The organism is Pelagimonas sp. (assembly GCF_050633425.1).
Lineage (GTDB): Bacteria > Pseudomonadota > Alphaproteobacteria > Rhodobacterales > Rhodobacteraceae > Pelagimonas.
The window spans coordinates 134,810-156,933 of record NZ_JBOEGM010000013.1 but is presented as its reverse complement, the minus strand read 5'-3'; the positions used below and the strand labels follow the sequence as shown (position 1 = coordinate 156,933).

Genomic DNA, 22,124 nt, shown 5'->3' with positions numbered 1-22,124 from the left:
CCAGGTTCAAGTTAATCAAAGGCCCCCACGGCGGTTCTTTTGACCTATAACCGCCGGGCGACAGGTTTGTTTTGAGGGCTTGGAAACCACCTCTGACGTGACGGGCACTCACTCGTCACTCACTCCTGCGCAGAGGACGTGTGTGGCACCGATGAGTTGCATCTATCCATACGAAACAGGCAGCCTCCGCCTGCTTTCATCAGTTTCAAGAAGGCCGTCGTGGTTTTATCGGAGGCAAGATGAGCGATCTTCTATGCCATTTACACAGGGCTTATTGTTGGGGGCCAAATCGGTGTGGATCAAAGGGGGACATGTCCATATTTGCCGGTTGCCCGGCAATCATGCTGGCGATGATCCGTCCGGTTTTGGGGCCGCCGGTCAGGCCAATATGTTGATGGCCAAACCCTGTATAAACCCCTTTGCGTTGCAGCTCACCTATCATTGGCAAACTGTCCGCCAAGGTCGGGCGATGCCCCATCCACGTGTCTTCCCCCGACCAAGTCACATCCGGCAAAGCTTGTTTCATTTGACGGCGCAACAAGGCAAAGGGGGCCTCAGACGGGCCCGCCTCGATCCCACCAAATTCAACAATACCCGCGCAGCGCAATCCGGCTCGCATCGGGGTGGCGACAAACTTGCCCGAGGAAATCATCGTCGGCACTTTGGGCGCGCCCTGAGCCTCTTTGAACAAGACATGATACCCCCGCTCACTTTCCAAGGGCGGGTTTAGACCCAGCTTGCGCATGATGGGCTTGGACCAGATGCCAGCGGTCAAAACAACGGCGTCACATTCTATCGGGCCTGCATCGGTTTCAATCTGCCGAACCTGACCGCTCTCCAGGGTGATATCGCGCACATCCGCTTGGCGGAACCTGCCGCCCAAATCCTCAAACGCTTTGGCCAACGCCGTGACATACCCGCCCGGATCGCTGATAAAACCGTGCTCTTTCATCACCGCCAAACACGAAATGGACGGCCCATAAGCAGGGTCATATTCCTGCACGGCATTGCCTTCGATCACGCCAGGAACAAAGCCGTTCTCATGCCGCAGCCCCCATCCGTAGGCCTCCTTTTGAAACACTGATTTGTCTGCATAGGCAAAGACGTAATCGGAGGGATGCACATAGGCGCGGGCTCCGGGCAAGCCGTCTGTCAGGCTCAGATGCTGATCCACACTGTCACCGATGAGGCTGGTCAGCGCGCCGGTGATGCGTCGCGTTTGCGCATCTGTGGCATTGCGCAGGAATTTCACCAACCACGGGGCCAATTTCGGCAGATAAGACCACCGCATAAACAGCGGCGAATTCGGATTGAGCAAATAGCCGGGTGCCTTGGGGATCAGACCGGGTTCCGTCACGGGAACCACTGCACAAGACGCCAAAACGCCAGCATTGCCAAAGGAGGTGCCCTGCCCCGGATCGGCCTTATCGACCAATGTTACCTGGGCCCCCATGCGCTGCAACCAAATGCCGGTCGACACACCAACAATCCCAGCGCCGATGACCAAAACATGTTTGTCCAAACCCGTTCCCCCGCCATAAAAAAAGGGCACCCCGATATGGGACGCCCGATTAGACTTACGAAAAACCTGAGTTACTTCAAGGCCGCATCGGTGATCATGTGTGTCCAAGCGCCTTCGGGCGTTGCGGTGATAACCGGATCAGAGCCACCTTTAAGCAAGGTCTGAACGGTGCGCTCATAATCGGCTTCATTCAGCTTGCCTGTGGACCCAGCGGTCAGCTTGGCGATTTCACGCATCATACGCTGTTGATGTTTTTCGGTTTGGGCACCGGTGGCATCGTTTTCGAGAACGATATCCGCGGCCTCATCTGGATTTTCCTCGGCGTATTTCCAGCCCTTCATCGACGCACGTACAAAGCGCACCATTTTGTCTTGGAAGGCCGGATCATCGAGGTTCTCTTGCAGCACATACATGCCGTCTTCCAGCGTCGCGACACCCATTTCTTCGTATTTAAAGGTCACAAGGTCGTCTTCAGTCAGACCCGCATCAATCACCTGCCAGTATTCGTTATAGGTCATGGTTGAGATGCAAGCTGCCTGACCTTGCAACAGAGGATCGACGTTAAAGCCCTGTTTCAAAACGGTAACACCGTCATCGCCGCCATCGGTCGACAGGCCAATTTGGCTCATCCAGCTCAGGAATGGGTATTCATTACCAAAGAACCAAACGCCAAGTGTCTTGCCGGCGAAATCTTCTGGGCCGGTGATGCCCGTGTCCTTACGGCAGGTCAGCATCATGCCCGAAGAGGCAAATGGCTGAGCGATGTTAACAAGGTCGAGACCTTTTTCACGCGACGCAAGCGCCGATGGCATCCAGTCCAATACAACGTCTGCACCGCCACCCGCGATCACCTGAGCCGGAGCCACATCCGGGCCACCGGGCTTGATGGTGACGTTGAGGTCTTCTTCGCCATAAAAGCCTTTGTCCAAGGCCACATAGTAACCCGCGAATTGGGCCTGTGTGACCCACTTGAGCTGAAGCGTTACGTCATCAGCGGCATGGGCCATGCTGGCCCCCATCGCTGCAACGCCGGCTAGGGCTGTTTTCAAAAATGTGTTCATGTCAGTCTCCTTGCTGTCTTTGTTTTCTTTGGTGTTATTGTTTTTATTGGGCGGGTTCAGAGAATGGCCCCTGTTCGCCTGTGTCCTTGGCTGTCACAAAGCTAAACCCCGGCGGATAGATGTGAAATCCGTCGAAATCGCCTTTGCCGACATCTAGCCCCATGCTGCGCAGGATCGCGTAGCCCATATTCATATGGAAGAAGAAATTCGGAGCGCCGTAAAGCGCAATATAGTCGTAAGGGGCCTGTGAAAGCGTGGCTTTTCCCGCAACATGGTGAATGTCACCGACTATTTGAGCATCGGTGCGCGCCAATGTCTCCAGTGTCTTTCGAACAAAATCTCCCCGCGCCCGCAGGCCCTGAGCGGTTGTGACATCGTCCAACTGCGGTACGTCTTTCCCCACAAGCGGACATAGGCTGCGTAGCACGTACCCCTGTGCGGTGGCAAAATTTTCAAGCGCTGACAAACTGTCAGGTGCCAGACGCGCAGCCAGTTGCCCGGTGTCGGCGCGCATCACCAGATGGTCAATCTGGTTTAGGAAATGCCTGAAAACAGGCAGGTAATGCTCAACAAGCCCTCGTGTCATCGCTGCTTCCTTTGCGATGGGTGCCAAAAGGTCATGCGCTTTTCCGTTAACGCGACCACACCGTAAAAGGCCGACCCAAGGATCGCCGCAACTGTGATTTCGGCCCAGACCATATCAAGCGAGAGGCGTCCAACTTCGGTTGAAATCCGAAACCCCATCCCCTTGATCGGAGAGCCAAAGAATTCGGCCACAATTGCCCCGATCAGCGCCAAAGTGGTCGAGATTTTCAAGCCGTTAAAGATGAAAGGCATCGCCGCGGGCAGACGCAGTTTGAGCAAGGATTGCGAATAATCCGCCGCATAGGTGCGCATCAGATCGCGCTGCATATGATCGGTGGCTTGCAAGCCCTGAACAGTGTTGACCAACATGGGAAAGAACACCATTGCCACGACCACGGCCGCCTTAGAGTGCCAATCAAAGCCAAACCACATCACCATAATCGGGGCCAACCCGACAATCGGCAAGGCGGCGATAAAGTTGCCAACGGGCAGCAAGCCGCGCTGCAAAAAGGCCGAGCGATCAATGGCAATCGCGATCAACACCGCTGATCCGCACCCGATAATATAGCCGGTCAAAGCCCCCTTAAAGAAGGTCTGAACCAAGTCTTGCCACAGGATATGGGTTTTGCTGACCAGCGCTACACCGACGGCTGATGGCGGGGGAAGCAACACAGGGCTGATCTCCAACCCGCGCACCATTCCTTCCCAGATGACCAGAATTGTGATGCCAAACAGGATCGGCACCAAAAACGCGGCTCCGGGCGTTTTGTGACGCACCATGTAAACGTTGACGGCGATGGCCACGCCCCAGAACAGGAGGCTTCCGACAATCCAAATCATTGCGCCATCCCCATACGTTTTAACGTGACCTTTTCAATCGCGCTTAGGGCAAATACCATCAGCGCAGCAAGCGTGGCAGCCGCCAAAAGCGCCGACCAAATCTGGATGGTTTGGCCGTAATAGCTCCCCGCTAAAAGACGCGCGCCCAAACCGCCGTTTTGACTGAGCGACAATTCTGCGACCACGGCCCCGATCAGGCTCGCGGCGACGCCAACCTTGAGCGATGCAAACAGATAGGGTGTGGAAGACGGCAAGCGCAGTTTCCAAAATGTCTGGGACGAAGATGCGCTATAGGTCTTCATCTGATCGAGCAACATTGTGTCAGGACTACGCAGCCCTTTGACCATGCCGACAACGACCGGGAAGAAGCTAAGATACATCGAAATGACGCCTTTGGCGACAATGTCATCCACCTGCAAGGCCGCCAGAACCACCACAATCATGGGGGCAATTGCCAGAATGGGCACGGTTTGGCTGGCGATGATCCACGGCATGACGGACATATCCATCACTTTGTAATAGACAATTGCCACAGCCAGAAGCACCCCCAAACCGATGCCAAATGCAAAGCCAAGAGCGGTGGCCTGTAGCGTGATCCAACCATGGTAAACCAGCGACCGTTTCGAGGTCACTTTCTTTTCCACCGTGGTTTTCCAGATCTCGATCCCGACCTGATGCGGGGCTGGCAGGCGCGGTTTCTCTTGCACCATCGTATCGGCGACCATGTCGGAAAAGGACAGCTCAATATCGGCGCGTTCGGCCTTGGAATAGGCCCAAGGCGCATTCAAAACGACGGCAAAAATATACCAAAGCGCAAAGATCGCCGAGACGACCGTCAAAACAGGAAGGACCGATTTCATGCGCTATCTCCCTTTGCCGTCACAATCAGTGCCACCGCCACAAGGCCCAACGCGATCCCGGCCCATTGCTGCATATTCGGCCTTTCGCCAAACAGCGCCACCGCGACAGCGTTGGCCATCACCAATTGGGTGACCGCTGCAACCGACATCGCAACCGCCATGCCCTCGCCGCGCATCAAGGGCACCATCATCAAATTGCCCAATGAATACAAAACCAAGGCGACAGCGATCATCCAGATCGCCGCATGGTCCACATAGGCCCGCAACAGGGATGCTGCGGTCAAAAACGCGATGGTCGCCGCTCCGAGCCAGCCAAGGTTTACGCCACTCACATCGCCCCCTTGGGGCACGTCGCCCGCGCTTGGTTTCGCCGGTTCAACTCACATCCGACACCGGGTCGGGCGATGGGCTCAATCATCATATGCATGCCCTTCGCGCAAACCTTCGCGGACTCGATGCGCCACGTCGAGGAACTCGGGCGTGTCGCGAATATCCAATGGGCGCTCACGCGGCAGCGGGCTGTCGATCACGTCTGTGATGCGGCCCGGACGCGGGCTCATCACCACGATCTTGGTCGATAGATAGACCGCTTCGGGGATCGAATGGGTCACAAAGCCGATGGTTTTGTTGGTCCGCGCCCAAAGTTCCAAAAGCTGTTCGTTCAGGTGGTCGCGGACAATTTCATCAAGCGCGCCAAAGGGTTCGTCCATCAACAAGATGTCCGCGTCAAAGGCCAGCGCGCGGGCAATGCTTGCGCGTTGCTGCATCCCGCCCGACAACTGCCACGGGAACTTCTTTGCAAAACCGTCGAGATGAACAAGTTCCAGCACCTCTTCGACACGTTCGGCCATATCGGATTTGGGATAGCCCATGATCTCAAGCGGCAGACGGATGTTGCCGCCGATCGTGCGCCACGGGTATAGACCAGCCGCCTGAAACACATAGCCATAGGCCCGCGATTGCCGCGCCTGTTCCGGTGTCATGCCATTCACAGTCAAGGTGCCACCCGTGGGTTGTTCCAGATCGGCAATCGCGCGCAAAAACGTGGTTTTCCCACAGCCCGAGGGGCCGATGAAGCTCACAAAATCACCCTTGTTGATGTCCAGATCAACGCCCTTGAGCGCATGCACCGGCCCATCATTGGTCTGATAGGTCAGGTCCAGGTTCTTTGCCTGTATGACGATTTCACTCACTTGAGCCAACTCCTTGGGTCTGAAAACATCGGCGTTCATTCAGTGCCCTACTCTTTCTTTTTCTGTCTCAGCTCTTCGCAAGGTCGAATTCTCCCGAACAGCCCGTTTCACATACCCACCAAAGCACGCCTCCAATCAACCCGGCCAGCGCATGAACGACAGTCAGCCCTAAAGGCGCGGTGTCAAACGAAAGGCCGGGATACATGGCCGGATGAAGCACTGGGATCAGGACCGCACCAATAGAAACACCGCAAATAGCAGCGCCAACAAGAGGCGTTGCTACGACACGAGACACAGCCCATCTCAAGAAAAGCCCCAAAGGTAGGCTGACAACGGCCAAAACCAAAAAAATCAATCCGCCCCCAACCGTCTTGGCTAACCCTGAAACCAAACCCATGGGCCCAAAAAGCAATGCTTCTGTACCCGCCATGATCACGGCAGTTCCTGCCAATACGGCAGCAAGATGTGCTATAATCTGGCGAAGCATTTTAGATCCCCGCCGGAATGTTCTGCGGATCGCGGTCAATTTTGCGGGGGGTGTTGAGGGCCTTCCACTGGCTGAGCGCCTTTTGTGCCGAGCTAAACGCTGGGCGCGGGACGAAACGGCCACGGCCCGGTTGCGGTTGGCTGTTTTGACCCCAGGCCCAGATCACTTCGCCACGGCTTAGGGTGTAGCGGGATTGGGCTTTGACCTCAAAACCTTCGAACACGTTGTAATCCAAAACGGAATGATGGTTGGCCGTGCTGATGGTTTTGGAGATTTTTGGATCCCAAACCACGATATCCGCATCCGCGCCCTCAACAATCGCACCCTTTTTGGGATAGATATTGAGGATTTTCGCCACATTGGTCGAGGTCGCCGCGACAAATTCATTTGGCGTCAAACGACCCGTTTCAACCCCTTCGGTCCAGAGCACGGCAAGCCGTTCTTCAAGCCCGTTCGAGCCATTGGGAATGATCCGAAAATCGTCTTTTCCAGCGCGTTTTTGAGCGGTGGTAAAGGCTGCGTGATCGGTCGCAACCACTTGCAAAGACCCCGCTTGCAACCCGGCCCAAAGGCTTTGTTGATGATCCTTGGAACGGAACGGAGGCGACATAACCCGGCGCGCGGCATGGTCCCAATCCTTGTTGAAATACTCGCTTTCATCCAAGGTCAGGAACTGGATAAGCGGCTCGCCATAAACACGCATGCCCTTTTGACGGGCCCGGCGGATTGCCTCATGTGCTTGCTCACAAGACACATGCACGATGTAGAGCGGCACCCCCGCCGCATCAGCAATGGTGATCGCGCGGTTGGCGGCCTCGCCCTCCAATTCCGGTGGACGGCTATAGGCGTGCCCCTCGGGTCCAGTGATGCCTTCGTTGAAGTATTTGGTCTGCAGCTCGGCCACCAGATCGCCGTTTTCCGCATGAACCATCGGCAGCGCGCCCAGTTCGGCACAGCGTTGAAACGACGCGAACATTTCATCGTCTTCGACCATCAACGCGCCTTTGTAGGCCATGAAATGCTTGAAACTGTTAACGCCCATATCCACGGCGTCTTTCATCTCGTCAAAGACGTTTTCGTTCCAACCAGTGATCGCCATGTGATAGCCGATATCGGAACAAATCTGTGGTGCGCTTTTGCGGTGCCATTCATTGATGGCATTTTTGATCGAGCCATCCGCGCCGGGCAGGCAGAAATCAACGATCATCGTGGTGCCACCGGTGGCCGCCGCCCAAGTGCCGGATTCAAATGTTTCGGCGGCGGTGGTGCCCATGAATGGCATTTCCAAATGCGTGTGCGGATCGATCCCGCCGGGGATCACATAGGCCCCTTCGGCGTCGAAATATTCATCACCAACAAGATCTTCACCGATCTGTTTGATCACCTCGCCTTCGATCAGCACATCCGCCTTGTAGGTGCGGTCCGCCGTGCAGACCATGCCGCCTTTGATTACCTTAGTGGTCATGACGTTTCCTCTTCTGTCGGCAGCGCCTGAACGCGCCATTGATTTTGATCATCCAGTTCAGCTTCGAAACCAAGCGCCAGTCTCAGCTGCCCAATACGCGAGTTCCGGTCCAGCTTGAGACCAAAACCTTCTACCTTGATGTTTCCAGCGTCGCAGACATGCATCTCTTTATTCCATAGACGGCGCATGTCCCATTATGCCTCAACATGGTCGCACACAAAGGACCGCATGTGCCTTGAAAGCGGGCCAAGAAAAACGCGGCTCATATATTCATCCCCCAGTAGATCATAACGGAAAACCAAGCGACGACCGGCAGGATCGCAGCAAATAGCACCCCGAGCGCCAGCGCATTGCCAAGACGTCTCTTTGGCGTATGCCTGCGCCTATTCCAAAGCCAACCAACGATCGCCCCCAACACAAACCCAATGAATACGACACCAAAAACGAGCACAGGCTTTACTCCACCACCTGTGCGGTCTTCAGCACCGCATGCATCAAGACATTTGCCCCGGCGGCGGCCCAGTCTTTGGAAATGTCTTCCGCTTCATTGTGCGACAGCCCATCAACACAGGGGCACATGACCATGGCCGTCGGCGCAACATCGTTGATCCAGCAAGCGTCATGCCCGGCACCCGAAATGATGTCGCGATGGGAATAGCCCATCACTTCGGCCCCTTCGCGGATCGCCGCGACACAGGTTTCGTCAAAGGCGGGCGGATCAAACTGACCCACGATTTCGGCCGAGAATTCCACGCCAATCTCCTCACAGAGCTTGGGGGCTTTCTCCATAAGCTCATCCACCATCCCATTGAGTTTATCGAGCAGATGCGTACGCATATCGACGGTAAAGACCACCTTGCCGGGGATGATATTGCGTGAGTTCGGGTAGACATCAATATGGCCGATGGCCCCTACCGCATTGGGCTGGTTTTTCATCGCGATCTCATGCACCAGCTCGGTGATCAGCGCCAACCCCCGTCCGGCGTTTTTGCGCATATGCATGGGGGTTGACCCGGTGTGGCTTTCTTTGCCGGTCACGGTGATTTCGATCCAACGCAAGCCCTGCCCGTGGGTCACAACGCCAATGTCCTTGCCCTCCGCCTCCAAAATCGGGCCCTGTTCGATATGCAACTCAAACATCGCGTGCATTTTGCGGGTTCCGACTTCTTCGTCGCCCTTCCAACCAATGCGCTCCAGCTCATCACCAAAACGCTTGCCCTCGGCATCAACGCGGTCATAGGCCCAGTCTTGGGTGTGCTTGCCCGCAAAAACCCCCGATGACAGCATCGCTGGGGCATAGCGCGTGCCTTCTTCGTTGGTCCAGTTTGTGACAACGATTGGGTGTTTCGTCTTGATGCCTTGGTCATGCATGGTGCGGATCACTTCGAGGCCGCCCAAAACGCCAAGCACGCCATCATATTTGCCGCCCGTCGGTTGGGTATCGAGATGTGAGCCAACATAGACCGGCAGCAGATCGGGCTCTGTTCCCTCGTATCGGGCAAACATATTGCCCATCTGATCAAGGCCCATGGTGCAACCGACAGCTTCGCACCAGCTTTGGAATAGGGCGCGTCCTTCGGCGTCTTCGTCAGTTAGTGTTTGGCGATTGTTGCCGCCCGCAATGCCCGGCCCGATTTTGGCCATCTCCATCAAGCTGTCCCACAGCCGATCTGCGTCAATCCGAGTGTTGGAGATGTTTGACATGGCGAGCCCCTTTGCTTTGTCTTTGGTCACGTCCTGATGACAGCGCACAGTACAGGCCCCTCCAAGCTTGCACCGGCCGCACCCTGACCATATGGTCAACTATCGACACTACTTGACCATTTGGTCAAGAAATTTCTGAAAAAGGATGTGTTTGCGCTATGTCCAATAGCAATGGCTCAAAATTGAGGCGCCAAGAAAAGGAAAAGCAAATCCTTTTGGCAGCGGAAAAAGTGTTTGCTGAGGCGGGTTTCGGTGGTGCGACGATGCAACTGATCGCTGATGTGTCGGGCCTGCCAAAAGCAAATATTCACTATTACTTTTCGACCAAAGAAGATCTGTACCGCCGCGTCGTGTCGAATATTTTCGACATCTGGCTCCAGGCGGCCGAAGCATTCGACGAATCATCGGGCCCCGCCGAAGGCATTGGCGGCTATATTGACGCCAAAATGGAGATCTCACGACGCCACCCGATGGGGTCCAAAGTCTGGGCCTCTGAAGTCATGCACGGTGCGCCTGTGATCCAGGATTATCTTGAGGACGTCCTGGTCGCTTGGACCGACGACCGCATTAGCGTCATCCAAAACTGGATTGACGAGGGGAAAATGGTGCAAACCAACCCCCGGCATCTACTCTATATGATTTGGTCGACGACGCAGCATTATGCTGATTTTCAACATCAGATTGAAACTTTGAATGGCGGCGCGCCGCTAGATGACGCACAATGGCAGGCAGCCAAACAGAATGTTCGCGGGATCATCCTTCGCGGTTTGGGGATTGACGACACGAGCAGCGAGACCAAGAAATGAACAATCCGCGCCCCATGGGCACCACCCGTATTCAACGCGAAAAGCGTCAAGCAATTTTTGATGCTGCGCTGGATGTCTTCTCGGAAAACGGGTTGCGTGGTGCCACATTGGATCAAATCGCGGCGCGGGCCGGACTGTCAAAACCCAATGTCATTTACTATTTTGAAGGCAAAGAAGCGATCTACAAAGAGCTTCTCGAAGGGCTGTTGGACATCTGGATTGCTCCGCTGAAGGAGTTATCTGAGAGCGACGACCCCGTCGAAGAACTGTTGGCTTATGTGCGCCGCAAACTGGATATGAGCCGCGACATGCCGCGCGAAAGCCGGTTGTTTGCCACCGAAATGATCCAGACCGCTCCGCGTATTCGCGACGTGCTCGCCGGGCCGCTCAAAGCGTTGATGGATGAAAAAGCCGCTCTTATTCAAGGGTGGATGGATAAAGGAAAGTTAGCGAAATCAGACCCTTACCATCTTATTTTTGCGATTTGGGCCACCACACAACACTATGCTGATTTTGATGTGCAGGTGCGCGCGGTGCTGGCCGGACAAGATCCATTCGACACCGCGCCTGAGTTTGTCGAAACGTTGTTTCGGCGGATGTTGACGCCCTAAGCAGCCATGTTCGTCGGAGCGGAATGCACCGCGCGAAAGGCAATCGACACCCTGTTCCAGACGTTGATCATGCCTATGAGGCTGGTCAATTTCATCATCTCGGCTTCGTCGAAATGCGCCCGCGTTGCCTCGTACAACTCATCCGTCGGGCCCTTATCGCTAAGGAGCGTCAACGCTTCGGTCCAGGCAAACGCGGCGCGTTCACGCTCGGTAAACAGAAAACTGTCATGCCATGCAGACGTCAGAAAGAGGCGTTGCTCGGTCTCGCCATCATTGCGGGCCTCGCGGGTGTGCATGTCCACGCAAAACGCGCAGCCATTGATTTGTGACGCGCGAAGTTTCAATAAATGCCGCAGACTGGCCTCCAGTCCACTCTCTTCTAGTGCTGTGTTAAGCGTCTGCAGTGCTTTGACAATATCTGGCGCAGCCGCCCAGAAGTTCATTCGGGGTTCCATGGGTCTCTCCTTGTTACATCGGGGGGGTTAAGGTCGTTGGTTTAGGGCAACAAACGCGCATCCCCGCTGGTTCAGGCGCGGATCGGACGTGGCCAAATGTTGTGAAATCAGATCGGAAATCAGCGTTTCGCGCAGCGCAGCACGATAAACGCGTTCGGCCCCAAGCATGGCAGCGCTGATCCCGCAGGGTGCAGGAAACGCATTGTCTGGCAAAGGGTTGGGGCCATTGCGTCGGATTTCCTTGCAGCGAAATGCCGGCTCCGGCCCCTCAACCGCCAAGACCACATCCAACAATGTGATCTCATGGGGTGGTTTGCCCAGCCGATAGCCCCCCGTTGGGCCGGGAACGGATTTAAGCACGCCAGAGCGGGACAAAGCCTTGAGATGTTTCAGTAAATAGCTCGCGGAAACACCATGAAATTCCGCCAGTGCCGCGCCTGACAGCACTCTCTCTTCGTCCAAAACAGCCAGCATTGTCACACAATGAATCGCCGCTTCAACACCATCACTCAGTTTCATCTCGCACCTCCGATTCGTGGATAGTTTATATCCCGGATATTTCATATGCACAATAAGGTCGAAAAAACGCCCGGCACAAAGGCCGGGCATAGAGAGAATTATTCCGCCGCAGTCGCGGACGGGTTGTTGGGATGTGTTGTCCAGTTTGCATAGTCTTTTTCGACGGGCTTGCCTGTCCGTTCATCCATCGCGCCGGGTTCCAAAACCTCCATCGTGATGCAGTTTTCGACCGGGCACACGTTGACACAGAGGTTGCAGGCCACGCATTCGTCATCTTTGACGTCAAACACCCGGTCTTCGGTCATCGAAATCGCCTGATGCGAGGTGTCTTCGCAGGCGGCATAACAGCGACCACATTTGATACAGGCATCCTGATCAATGCGGGCTTTGGTGATGTGGTTGAGGTTGAGATACTGCCAATCGGTGACATTTGGCACGGCTTTTCCGATGAAATCTGAGGTGCTGTTATAGCCTTGCTCATCCATCCATTGCGACAGGCCAGAGATCATTTCCTGAACAATCTTAAAGCCGTAGGTCATCGCGGCAGTACAAACTTGAACGTTGCCTGCACCCAGAACCATAAATTCTGCCGCGTCCCGCCATGTTGTGATGCCGCCAATCCCGGAAATCGGCAAACCATGTGTTTCAGGATCACGGGCGATTTCGGCAACCATGTTCATGGCAATCGGCTTCACCGCTGGTCCGCAATAGCCGCCATGGGTGCCCTTGCCATCAATCATCGGCTCGGGGGACATGGCATCAAGATTCACGGATGTGATCGAGTTAATCGTGTTGATCAGGCTCACCGCATCGGCCCCCCCCGCTTTGGCGGCACGGGCCGGAAAGCGGACATCGGTGATATTTGGGGTTAGCTTTACGATCACTGGCTTGTCGTAGTACTTTTTGCACCACTCTGTAACCATCTGAATATATTCTGGAACCTGCCCCACGGCCGAGCCCATGCCACGTTCGGCCATTCCATGTGGACAGCCAAAGTTAAGCTCAATCCCGTCACAGCCGGTTTCCATGACCCGTGGCAGAATGGCTTTCCAGGCAGCTTCTTCACAAGGCACCATGATCGAGGCAATCAGCGCGCGATCCGGGTAATCCTTTTTGACCCGCGTCATCTCTTCGAGGTTGGTTTCGAGCGAACGATCCGTGATCAGCTCGATGTTATTCAAGCCCAACAAACGCCGATCGGCCCCATGAATCGCGCCATAGCGCGGGCCATTGACGTTGACAACGGGCGGCCCTTCGGACCCTAAGGTTTTCCAAACCACCCCACCCCATCCGGCCTCAAAAGCGCGGCGCACGTTGTATTCTTTGTCGGTGGGAGGCGCAGAGGCGAGCCAAAAGGGATTGGGGCTTTTGATGCCAAGAAAGTCTGTCGTCAGATCAGCCATTATGCCTCTCCTACCAATGTTGCATGGATATCCATCGCGGCGTCGCGGCCTTCGGCCACAGCCGTAACCGTCAGATCATCTCCGCCCGAAGCGCAATCGCCCCCGGCCCAAACACCCGACACTGAGCTGCGCCCAAGGCCATCAACCTTGATCTTTCCGCCTTCCAGAGTCAGCGCATCAGGTGCCCCTGACAAGGATTGACCAATGGCCGTGAACAACTGGTCGGCCGGCAAGGTAAAGCCGTCGTCCAATGTCACCAGTTTGCCGTTTTGAGTTTCCGTATAGGCAAAGCGAACACCTGTTAGGCTGCCATTGCCTTCGACGCCGATTGGGGCTGCGTTGTGAATGATCCGCACGCCTTTTTGCGCCGCGAGATCTTGTTCAAACTCCGACGCAGCCATGGCGTCTTGTCCGCGACGATAGACAATCGTGACGTCCTGTGCGCCGAGCAAACGTGCCTGTGCGCCGGCGTCGATCGCGGTCATGCCGCCGCCAATCACCACGACGCGACGGCCGATTTTCATTCCCGACAGATCACTGGCCTGGCGCAACTCTTCGATGAATTCGGTCGCGGGCTGAACGCCAGCTTTGTCTTCCCCCTCAAGGCGCAGCGCGTTCACACCGCCAAGGCCCATCCCAAGGAACACCGCATCAAAGTCGGCCTGCAAGCTTTCGAGCGTAAGGGTATCGCCCAAACCCGCGTCATAGCGGATTTCGATCCCGCCGATTTGCAGGAGCCAGTCCACTTCGGACTGTGCAAAATCGTTGGTGGATTTATAGGCTGCGATGCCAAATTCGTTGAGACCACCGCCCTTTTGACGCGCTTCAAAGATCACCGCATTGTGGCCATTCATGGCCAGACGGTGCGCACAGGCCAAACCGGCAGGCCCCGCCCCGACAATGGCAACCTTTTTGCCGGTCTCGGCAGCGCGCGTAAAGGGATGGGTGCCCGTGGCCATCACTGTATCGGTCGCAAAGCGCTGCAAACGGCCAATTTCAACCGGCTTACCCTCGGCGGTTTCACGCACGCAAACCTCTTCGCAGAGCGTTTCAGTTGGGCATACGCGGGCGCACATGCCACCAAGGATATTTTCCTCAAGGATCGTCCGCGCGGCAGCTTCGGGCGTTCCCGTCGCGATCTGGCGGATAAACAATGGAATGTCGATGGATGTCGGACAGGCGACCTGGCATGGCGCGTCGTGACAAAAATAGCAACGATCTGCAGCGACCAGTGCCTCATGTGGATCATAGGCAGGATGCAGATCCGAGAAATTGGCATCCAGCGCAGCAGCGTCAAGACGCCCGGCGGTGATCCCGTCCTCGAATTGTTTGGAACTCATGGCTAACCCCTGTTGTCGGTTTTGCTTAGGGGTAGCCTCCCATAATTCTGAAATTTATCAAACGATTATTTTACCAAACGGTCCACTTTGGCTGCAATGCATTGTAAATATTCAATAAAAAGTTTCTGTACCTTGCCTATTCAGCGGGGAAACAGGACTTCCGATCCGAGAACCGTTGTGCGCCCGGCATCCCGATCCAAAACCATCTTGGCCGCCAACTGGCCAATCTCGCGGCGTGGTGTGCGTGTTGTGGCCATCGGAACCGGCAGGGCCTCGACAAAGTCCAGACCGTTGAAACCGGCCAGTTGCAGCCGATCAGGGATAGGTATCCCCTCGGCAAGACAATGGAATTGCCCCCCGGCGGCCAAGTCATCGTTGGAATAATAGATCGCATCCAAATCCGGGGCTTCGGTCAACAATTGCCGCGTCAACTCCCGCCCAGCAGGCACGGAAGACGGGGCATTTGTGCGTTTCATTGCAGCAATGTCGCACCCATGGAGATGCAGCGCCTCTTCAAAGCCTTCACGGCGTTTGCGCGCCCGAATGTCGTAGGATTGGGTGCAACATATATAGCCAATCTTGCGCCGTCCGGCCGCATATAAGGCATTTGCCATATCCGCCCCTGCCTGGCGATGCGAAATCCCGACACAATTGTCGATTGCGTCGCCGTCGACATCCATCACTTGCACCAATGGCTCGGTGGTTTGCGAAAGCAAGGCATGCGCCGTGTCGGGATGATCGACCCCGGTAACAATCAGGCCCGCCGGGCGCCAGCTTAGCATATTGCGTAGCACGTCAACTTCGGTGTCCGCGTTGTAATTTGTCACGCCGAAGACCGGCTGCAACCCGCTACCCTCAATGGTTTCTGCGATCCCCGTTACCATTTCCGCAAAGACCGTATTGGTCAAACTGGGCACAACAACGCCGACCAGCTGCGTGCGCTGCGTCGACAAGGACGCCGCCAACGGGTTGGCGACATAGCCAAGCTGGTCAGCGGCTTTTTGAACTTTGCCCAGACTGCTTTTGGAGACATCCGCCGCGCCCCTCAACGCCCGCGACGCTGTCATTTTGCTGACCCCCGCAGTGGCAGCTACATCTGCCAATGTCACTTTGCGCGCCATTCAGTCCCCCTGACCTACCCAAATCCTACCCAAATTTCACCATACATGACCCTAGAAGATTGACAAACCGGTATCGATACCGTTACCGATACCAGAAATTCAGCTAGAGAGGACTCACCATGTCACAAAACGTTGCAGTCATCGGTCTCGGTTCGATGGGGTATGGCATGGCTTTGTCAGCACTTCGCGAGGGAAACCGCGTTTGGGGACAAGACATTTCCCCCAAGCGCAAGGCAGAGTTTGTCGTCGAGGGTGGTGAAACAACGCCTTTGCCGGACTCGTTGGATGTTGTGATGGTCGTTGTTCTCAACAGCGCCCAAACCGAAGAGGTCCTGTTTGGCGAAGACGGGATTGCCGCGAAACTGCGCAAAGGGGCCGTAGTGCTGGGATGTGCCACGGTCGCGCCAGAATTTGCCAAGGACATGGAAGCGCGCTGTAATGCAATGGGCATCTTGTATCTCGACGCCCCGATTTCGGGAGGGGCCGGAAAAGCAGCTCTCGGGCAGCTTTCCGTGATGGCCTCGGGCAGTCAAGACGCTTTTGATGCTGCGCGCCCCATTTTGGCAAGCGTGTCGGAAACTGTTTTTGAACTCGGAGATCACGCGGGCCCCGGCAGCGCCATGAAAGCCGTTAATCAGCTTTTGGCAGGCGTTCACATCGCGGCCATGGCCGAGGCGCTCACCTTTGGGATGACGCAAGGTGTGCAGCCAAACCAATTCGTTGATGTGATCAGCAAATGCGCCGGAAGCAGTTGGATGCTAGAAAACCGCGCGCCGCATATTGTAGATGGCGATTACAGCCCACGCAGCCAAGTTGCGATCTGGCCAAAAGATCTTGGAATTGTGCTGGATATTGCCAAAACGACAGGCTTTGATGCCCCCATCACGCAAAGCGCTCTCGCTCAGTTCAAGGCCGCCGCAGATATGGGCCTATCGGGTGAAGACGATGCCGCTGTTGCAAAAACCTATGCCCGTCAAGCCGGGCTAACCCTTCCGGGAGAGTAAGATGGCCAAGATCGCCCTTGTTGCACATGACGCTAAAAAGGACCTCATTGTTGAGTGGGCAACCCGAAATAAAACGGCACTGAGCCAGCACTATATCTATGCAACCGGCACCACCGGTGGGCGACTTCACGTCGACGCCGGGCTGGAGGTTGACCGTTTATTGAGCGGCCCCTTGGGGGGTGACGCTCAGCTTGGGGCGATGATTGCCGAAGAGCGGTTGGATGCGTTGATCTTCTTCATCGACCCGCTCTCGGCGCTCCCGCATGACGTTGATGTTAAATCACTTTTGCGGCTGGCCATCCTGTACAACACACCGCTGGCGATCAATCGAAGCACTGCGGATGCGGTGCTATTCAATATGACTGAGGGCGAAAAATGACGACGATTTTTGGGGCCATTGCCGACGATTTCACCGGGGCGACCGATTTGGCGGGCTTGCTTGCCCGCTCTGGCGTGCGTGTCAGCCTGCGCATGGGGGTGCCTGACCAGCCCGCCAAAGACCCCGCAGCCTTTGAAGTAATCGCTCTGAAATCAAGAACCGCCCCGGTGGCCGAAGCCGTGGCCGAGACCCGCAAAGCTCTTGCCTGGTTGCAAAACGCGGGGGCCAGGCGGTTCTTTTGGAAGTATTGCTCAACTTTTGACAGCACTGCCGAGGGCAATATCGGCCCGGTGGCCGAAGCATTGATGGCGGATTTGGGTGTCGACCAAACCATCTATTGCCCGGCTTTCCCCGAAAATGGCCGATCCATATTCATGGGGAATCTGTTTGTCGGGCAACAGCCCCTTGCCGAAAGCCCGATGAAGGACCACCCATTGACCCCGATGCAAGACAGCAACCTTATGCGGCTTTTGCGCCCTCAGGTGACCAAGCCCGTTGGTCTCGCAGATCGGTTGACTGTCGCACGCGGGGCCGCTGCATTGCGCGCTGCTTTGGATGACCATAAACGCCAGGGAACAGCGCATGTGGTTGTCGACGCTGTCGCGAATTCAGACTTGGAAATTATCGCCGAGGCCTGCCGCGATATGGTGTTGATGACAGGCGGATCTGCGGTCGCGATGCCGTTGCCTGCGTTGTATTTGGCAGACGGAACCCTTTCGGCAGACGCCCCCAAGGCGCAAACACCCAAATTAGGCACGGGCGGCATTGTATTGTCGGGCAGTTGTTCGTCCATGACCAACAAGCAGGTTGCTGATTATCTGGCACGCGGAACAGCGGCTTACCAGCTCGACCCGTTACAATTGGCTGAACAGGGAATACAGCCCGTCTTGGACTGGCTCAAATCACAGGATTTAAACGCTTTCCCAATGATTTATGCAACCGCCTCCCCCGCGTCCGTTAAGGCGGCGCAGGCCAAGCTAGGCGTCGCCACAGCTGGCGAAATGATTGAGAACGTGTTGGCGACATGTGCGCTCACCGCACGCGAAATGGGCGCGCGCCGCTTCATCGCAGCCGGGGGCGAGACCTCAGGCGCAATCACCAAGGCGTTGGATGTCGCGCAGCTTGATATTGGCGCTGAAATCGCGCCCGGTGTCCCCTGGTGTTTCGCGACATCGGACCGCAAACAGATTGCTTTGACCTTGAAATCCGGCAATTTTGGTACCGAGACATTCTTTGCCGATGCATTGCGGATTTTGGAGGCATCATGAGCACCGAGGCACACCTGCGGGAACAGATTTGCCTCTTGGCCAAGTCGATGTTTGATCGCGGTCTGACGGGCGGATCGACCGGCAATATTTCTGCCCGAACCGAGGATGGTGGGCTGTTGGTCAGCCCGACCGGCACCAGTTTTGGCCGCCTTGATCCGGGGCGGTTGAGCCGCTTTGATGCCGCGGGTTTGCACATTGAGGGTGACAAACCGACCAAGGAAATGCCGCTGCATTCTGCCTTTTATGACACCAGAAGCACAGCCGGCGCTGTGGTCCACCTGCATTCATGTCATTCGGTCGCTTTGTCGATGATGCCTGATGTCGACCCGGACAATTTCCTGCCGCCCCTGACCCCCTACGGTATTATGAAACTGGGCAAAGTTCAGCTCCTGCCGTTTTTCATGCCCGGCGATCCTGCGATGGGTGATGCGGTGCGCGGTTTGGCAGGCAAACGCAGTGCTGTCATGTTGGCAAATCATGGGCCGGTGGTTGCGGGAAAAGATATCGAAGCCGCCTGCAATGCGATTGAAGAACTCGAAGACACTGCACGACTGGCGATGATGACGCGCGGGATGACGCCACGCGGGCTGTCCCCGGAACAGGTGCAAAACCTGGTGACGAAATTTGATGTGGAATGGGACGGATGAAATTTTCAGCGAACCTTGGATTTTTATGGTCTGACAGGGGCTTACCCGATGCCATTCGCGCGGCCCATGCCGCAGGCTTTGACGCTGTGGAATGCCATTGGCCCTATGAATACGACGCCCAATCGGTAAAGATCGCCCTTGATGAAACAGGTCTGCCGATGCTGGGATTAAACACGTCGCGCGGCGACCTGAGCGCCGGTGAAAATGGTCTCTCCGCCTTGCCCGGGCGCGAAGAAGACGCCCGCGCCGCCATTGACGAAGCCATAACCTATGCCGCCGCTATCGGGGCGCAAAACATCCATGTCATGGCCGGATTTTCCAGCGGACCCGACGCACACCAGACGTTTGTGACCAACCTGCGCTATGCCTGCGCTCAGGCCGCCAAACTTGGGTTGACCATATTGATTGAGCCGCTCAATCGGCATGATGCGCCGGGCTATTTTCTAACAACCACCGACCAAGCACGCGCCTTGATCGAAGAGATCGCTGTCTTCAATCTCAAATTGATGTTTGACTGTTACCATGTGCAGTTGATGGAAGGGGACCTAAGCCATCGTCTGCCTGATCTGCTGCCGATCATCGGCCATATCCAGTTTGCCTCGGTTCCTGATCGCGGCCCGCCTGATCGCGGCGAGCTGAACTACACCCACGTTTTTCGGGTCATCCGGGAGCTTGGATATGAGAAGCCTTTGGGTGCCGAGTACAAACAGGTTGGCAACGCAGATTGGACGCTGGGCTGGCTCCATGATGCCCGAGACCTGTAGCGCCCCGTCATAGGAATTCGCTGGTTGTCCGAGCATCATGGACACCGGCGATCTACATTGCCATGTGTCCAAGAGGCAAAACGATATCGGACATCTCCTTTAATGGCACCACCAAACGAGACGTCGTGGTCAGGATCAAGTGTCAGCGCAGAACGCGCTAAACATTTGTGATCCTGACGCATGAGTGCGGCGTTCGGTCGTGATCAGATTTCCCGAACCTCCCCCGACACAAATACCGGCGCTCCTGGCTCTGATGGAATTTGCACCTTCAATCGCGACGGGCTGCCCATGTCTTCACCTTGGATAATTTCAATTGCACCCTCATGTGGCCACCCCATATCGCGCAAATACCCCGCCAAAGCCGCTGCAGCAGCCCCTGTCGCGGGGTCCTCAAGCACGCCCCCAATGGCAAAGGCATTTCTGCTGTCAAATTGGCGTGGGGTCTGCGCATGAATGAGGCTTATGGTCGTCAAGCCAAAGCGTTTCATTAACGCGGCCCCTTCCTCCAGATCATAATCCATCGCGGCCAAAGCCCCCCGGTCCGACAAGCCCAAAATCAAGTGATCATTGCCTGCATTGGCAATCGCTGGCGGCACGGCTGGATCCAGATCGCGCACATCCATCCCGAAAAGGGCCAGTGCGCTCGCGACGATTTCCTGCCCTGCGGGGCGGCTATGGGTTGCCGGAGAAGATAAAACAGCGCGCAATCCGGCATCTGTTTTCACTCCAGAAACTTCGATTGCACCGTCATTGAGCATCAAGGGGTAACGCCCTTCTCCATGTGCGCGCGTCAAGGCCGCGCCAAGCGCAATTGTCGCGTGCCCACAAAAGGCGACTTCACATTCGGGCGCAAAATAGCGCACGCGCCAGCCATCCTGAATCGGCGCTGCAAAGGCGGTTTCTGAAAGCCCAAGTTCCGCAGCCAGGCTTTGCATTTCACCGTCTGGCGGCATTTGATTGGCCAGCACGACTCCGGCTGGGTTCCCACCTTCGCCGCCCTTCGAGAAGGCGGCATATCGTCGAACTGTCATGGTTGTCATTGTCACTTGCTCCAGCTGATTTGGGGAGGAAGGCGCAGCACTCTCCACTGCTACGCCTATCGTTTTAAAGCGCTTTCGGACTAGCGCACAGAGCGCGCCAGAAAATCCAGCATTTCAGCGGCAATCACGTCGCCGTATTCCTCAAGGGCAAAATGCCCCGTATCCAGCAAGTGAAACTCAACATTAGTGAGGTCCTGCTTGTAAGGATGCGCCCCTTCCGCCGGGAAAATCATGTCGTTTTGCCCCCAAACGATCAATGCTGGCGGCTGATGCTCCCGAAACTGGGCCTGCCACTTGGCATATTCACCAACATTTGTGCCGTAGTCGAGAAACATCTCAAGTTGCACCTCCTGATTGCCTGGCCGATCCAAAAGATACTGAACATGCCAAAAATTATCAGGGTTAATGGTTGAGACATCGCCGACGCCATGCGTGAACTGCCATTTGGTGGCGTCCATGGTCAAAAATCCGCGCAACGCATCTCCGTTTTCCTTGGACGGATCCGCCCAATAGGCTTTGATCGGATCCCAAAAGTCACGCAGACCTTCTTCATAGGCATTGCCGTTTTGAATGATGAAACTGCTGACACGCTCAGGGTTATGAGAGAACATCCGATAGCCAACCGGCGCGCCGTAATCCATTAGATAGACAGAATATTTGCCGACATTCTTGCGATCGAGAAGCTCAGTCATAATTTCGGCGGTGTTGGCAAAACTATACTCGTAGCTGTCGGCATCAGGCATGTCAGACGCCCCAAAACCGGGATAGTCGGGGGCTATCACATGATAATCGCTTGCCAATTCGGGGATCAGCTCACGGAACATATGAGAGGATGTTGGGAACCCGTGCAAAAGCAAAACCGTCGGATTATTTGGATCACCGGCTTCACGATAAGCAATTTTCATACCGTCAATTTCCATCGTGGTCATATGGACCGCAAATGGGCTTTCAGCCGCCCGACCTTGGCCGGGCATCGTGATCGGCAGCAACAGGCTCCCTGCTAACAGGGCGGCAACGCTTGAATGCAAAATTTCGAGTTTCATGGCAGTA

General features: G+C 55.8%; 25 protein-coding genes. 7 read left to right on the top strand and 18 right to left on the bottom strand.

Translation table 11 applies throughout. The features are described 5' to 3' along the window. Positions 1-271 precede the first annotated feature (271 nt). From ACRBB0_RS11900 to ACRBB0_RS11850, 11 genes are all read right to left on the bottom strand, one after another. Positions 272-1,522, bottom strand: coding sequence for an NAD(P)/FAD-dependent oxidoreductase (locus ACRBB0_RS11900; protein WP_431374654.1), 1,251 nt, complete (start codon positions 1,520-1,522; stop codon positions 272-274). A 71-nt stretch (positions 1,523-1,593) separates the two neighbouring features. Continuing rightward, positions 1,594-2,583, bottom strand: coding sequence for an ABC transporter substrate-binding protein (locus ACRBB0_RS11895; protein ID WP_431374653.1), 990 nt, complete (start codon positions 2,581-2,583; stop codon positions 1,594-1,596). A 43-nt stretch (positions 2,584-2,626) separates the two neighbouring features. Beyond that, the gene (locus ACRBB0_RS11890) at positions 2,627-3,169 is read right to left on the bottom strand and encodes a DUF1993 family protein (protein ID WP_431374652.1); all 543 of its coding nucleotides are present in this window, start codon (positions 3,167-3,169) and stop codon (positions 2,627-2,629) included. Next, complete coding sequence (locus ACRBB0_RS11885) at positions 3,166-4,008, bottom strand: ABC transporter permease (RefSeq protein ID WP_431374651.1); 843 nt, start codon at positions 4,006-4,008, stop codon at positions 3,166-3,168. The genes ACRBB0_RS11890 and ACRBB0_RS11885 overlap by 4 nt, the downstream gene beginning before the upstream one ends. After that, positions 4,005-4,868: an ABC transporter permease gene (locus ACRBB0_RS11880; protein ID WP_431374650.1), complete on the bottom strand. Its 864-nt coding sequence runs from the start codon at positions 4,866-4,868 to the stop codon at positions 4,005-4,007. The genes ACRBB0_RS11885 and ACRBB0_RS11880 overlap by 4 nt, the downstream gene beginning before the upstream one ends. Then, complete coding sequence (locus tag ACRBB0_RS11875) at positions 4,865-5,200, bottom strand: hypothetical protein (protein WP_431374649.1); 336 nt, start codon at positions 5,198-5,200, stop codon at positions 4,865-4,867. Before ACRBB0_RS11875 ends, ACRBB0_RS11880 begins: the two co-directional genes overlap by 4 nt. 78 nt (positions 5,201-5,278) lie before the next feature. Beyond that, positions 5,279-6,100: an ABC transporter ATP-binding protein gene (locus tag ACRBB0_RS11870; protein WP_431374648.1), complete on the bottom strand. Its 822-nt coding sequence runs from the start codon at positions 6,098-6,100 to the stop codon at positions 5,279-5,281. 28 nt (positions 6,101-6,128) lie between these two features. Then, a complete protein-coding gene (locus ACRBB0_RS11865; RefSeq protein WP_431374647.1) occupies positions 6,129-6,548 on the bottom strand; it encodes a hypothetical protein in 420 nt (139 codons plus the stop codon). A 1-nt stretch (position 6,549) separates the two neighbouring features. After that, positions 6,550-8,013, bottom strand: a complete 1,464-nt coding sequence (hydA, locus tag ACRBB0_RS11860) for a dihydropyrimidinase (protein ID WP_431374646.1) — start codon at positions 8,011-8,013, stop codon at positions 6,550-6,552. Beyond that, positions 8,010-8,201: a hypothetical protein gene (locus ACRBB0_RS11855; RefSeq protein WP_431374645.1), complete on the bottom strand. Its 192-nt coding sequence runs from the start codon at positions 8,199-8,201 to the stop codon at positions 8,010-8,012. Before ACRBB0_RS11855 ends, hydA begins: the two co-directional genes overlap by 4 nt. 268 nt (positions 8,202-8,469) lie before the next feature. Continuing rightward, on the bottom strand, positions 8,470-9,717 hold the full coding sequence (locus tag ACRBB0_RS11850; protein ID WP_431374644.1) for a Zn-dependent hydrolase: 1,248 nt from the start codon (positions 9,715-9,717) through the stop codon (positions 8,470-8,472). Positions 9,718-9,875: 158 nt separating this feature from the next. Here ACRBB0_RS11850 and ACRBB0_RS11845 point away from each other — a divergent pair, with 158 nt between their 5' ends. Together ACRBB0_RS11845 and ACRBB0_RS11840 are read left to right on the top strand one after the other, a co-directional pair. Then, the gene (locus ACRBB0_RS11845; RefSeq protein WP_431374643.1) at positions 9,876-10,523 is read left to right on the top strand and encodes a TetR family transcriptional regulator C-terminal domain-containing protein; all 648 of its coding nucleotides are present in this window, start codon (positions 9,876-9,878) and stop codon (positions 10,521-10,523) included. After that, entirely contained in the window at positions 10,520-11,134 is a 615-nt protein-coding gene (locus ACRBB0_RS11840) for a TetR family transcriptional regulator C-terminal domain-containing protein (protein WP_431374642.1), read from the top strand. Before ACRBB0_RS11845 ends, ACRBB0_RS11840 begins: the two co-directional genes overlap by 4 nt. Here ACRBB0_RS11840 and ACRBB0_RS11835 read toward each other — a convergent pair. From ACRBB0_RS11835 to ACRBB0_RS11815, 5 genes are all read right to left on the bottom strand, one after another. Beyond that, on the bottom strand, positions 11,131-11,589 hold the full coding sequence (locus ACRBB0_RS11835) for a carboxymuconolactone decarboxylase family protein (protein WP_431374641.1): 459 nt from the start codon (positions 11,587-11,589) through the stop codon (positions 11,131-11,133). The genes ACRBB0_RS11840 and ACRBB0_RS11835 overlap by 4 nt on opposite strands. Before the next feature lie 27 nt (positions 11,590-11,616). Next, entirely contained in the window at positions 11,617-12,108 is a 492-nt protein-coding gene (locus ACRBB0_RS11830) for an Rrf2 family transcriptional regulator (protein ID WP_431374640.1), read from the bottom strand. Between the two features lie 98 nt (positions 12,109-12,206). Further along, positions 12,207-13,511 (bottom strand): NAD-dependent dihydropyrimidine dehydrogenase subunit PreA, encoded by a 1,305-nt coding sequence (gene preA / locus ACRBB0_RS11825; protein WP_431374639.1) that lies wholly within the window; start codon positions 13,509-13,511, stop codon positions 12,207-12,209. After that, entirely contained in the window at positions 13,511-14,851 is a 1,341-nt protein-coding gene (locus tag ACRBB0_RS11820) for an NAD(P)-dependent oxidoreductase (RefSeq protein WP_431374638.1), read from the bottom strand. The genes preA and ACRBB0_RS11820 overlap by 1 nt, the downstream gene beginning before the upstream one ends. A gap of 140 nt (positions 14,852-14,991) precedes the next feature. Beyond that, positions 14,992-15,972, bottom strand: a complete 981-nt coding sequence (locus ACRBB0_RS11815; protein ID WP_431374637.1) for a LacI family DNA-binding transcriptional regulator — start codon at positions 15,970-15,972, stop codon at positions 14,992-14,994. 119 nt (positions 15,973-16,091) lie between these two features. Here ACRBB0_RS11815 and ltnD point away from each other — a divergent pair, with 119 nt between their 5' ends. From ltnD to ACRBB0_RS11790, 5 genes are read left to right on the top strand one after another with little or no spacing between them, the layout of a single operon-like run. Then, on the top strand, positions 16,092-16,976 hold the full coding sequence (gene ltnD / locus ACRBB0_RS11810) for an L-threonate dehydrogenase (protein ID WP_431374636.1): 885 nt from the start codon (positions 16,092-16,094) through the stop codon (positions 16,974-16,976). Position 16,977: 1 nt separating this feature from the next. Next, complete coding sequence (locus ACRBB0_RS11805) at positions 16,978-17,355, top strand: methylglyoxal synthase (protein ID WP_431374635.1); 378 nt, start codon at positions 16,978-16,980, stop codon at positions 17,353-17,355. Continuing rightward, entirely contained in the window at positions 17,352-18,623 is a 1,272-nt protein-coding gene (gene otnK / locus ACRBB0_RS11800; protein WP_431374634.1) for a 3-oxo-tetronate kinase, read from the top strand. The genes ACRBB0_RS11805 and otnK overlap by 4 nt, the downstream gene beginning before the upstream one ends. Beyond that, entirely contained in the window at positions 18,620-19,270 is a 651-nt protein-coding gene (locus ACRBB0_RS11795; RefSeq protein WP_431374633.1) for an aldolase, read from the top strand. Before otnK ends, ACRBB0_RS11795 begins: the two co-directional genes overlap by 4 nt. Continuing rightward, the gene (locus tag ACRBB0_RS11790) at positions 19,267-20,034 is read left to right on the top strand and encodes a hydroxypyruvate isomerase family protein (protein ID WP_431374632.1); all 768 of its coding nucleotides are present in this window, start codon (positions 19,267-19,269) and stop codon (positions 20,032-20,034) included. Before ACRBB0_RS11795 ends, ACRBB0_RS11790 begins: the two co-directional genes overlap by 4 nt. A gap of 203 nt (positions 20,035-20,237) precedes the next feature. Here ACRBB0_RS11790 and ACRBB0_RS11785 read toward each other — a convergent pair whose 3' ends face one another. Continuing rightward, the gene (locus ACRBB0_RS11785) at positions 20,238-21,074 is read right to left on the bottom strand and encodes a PhzF family phenazine biosynthesis protein (RefSeq protein ID WP_431374631.1); all 837 of its coding nucleotides are present in this window, start codon (positions 21,072-21,074) and stop codon (positions 20,238-20,240) included. 80 nt (positions 21,075-21,154) lie between these two features. Then, positions 21,155-22,117 carry an alpha/beta fold hydrolase gene (locus ACRBB0_RS11780; RefSeq protein WP_431374630.1) on the bottom strand — a complete coding sequence of 321 codons (963 nt, stop codon included), beginning with the start codon at positions 22,115-22,117 and terminating at the stop codon, positions 21,155-21,157. Between the last annotated feature and the right edge of the window lie 7 nt (positions 22,118-22,124).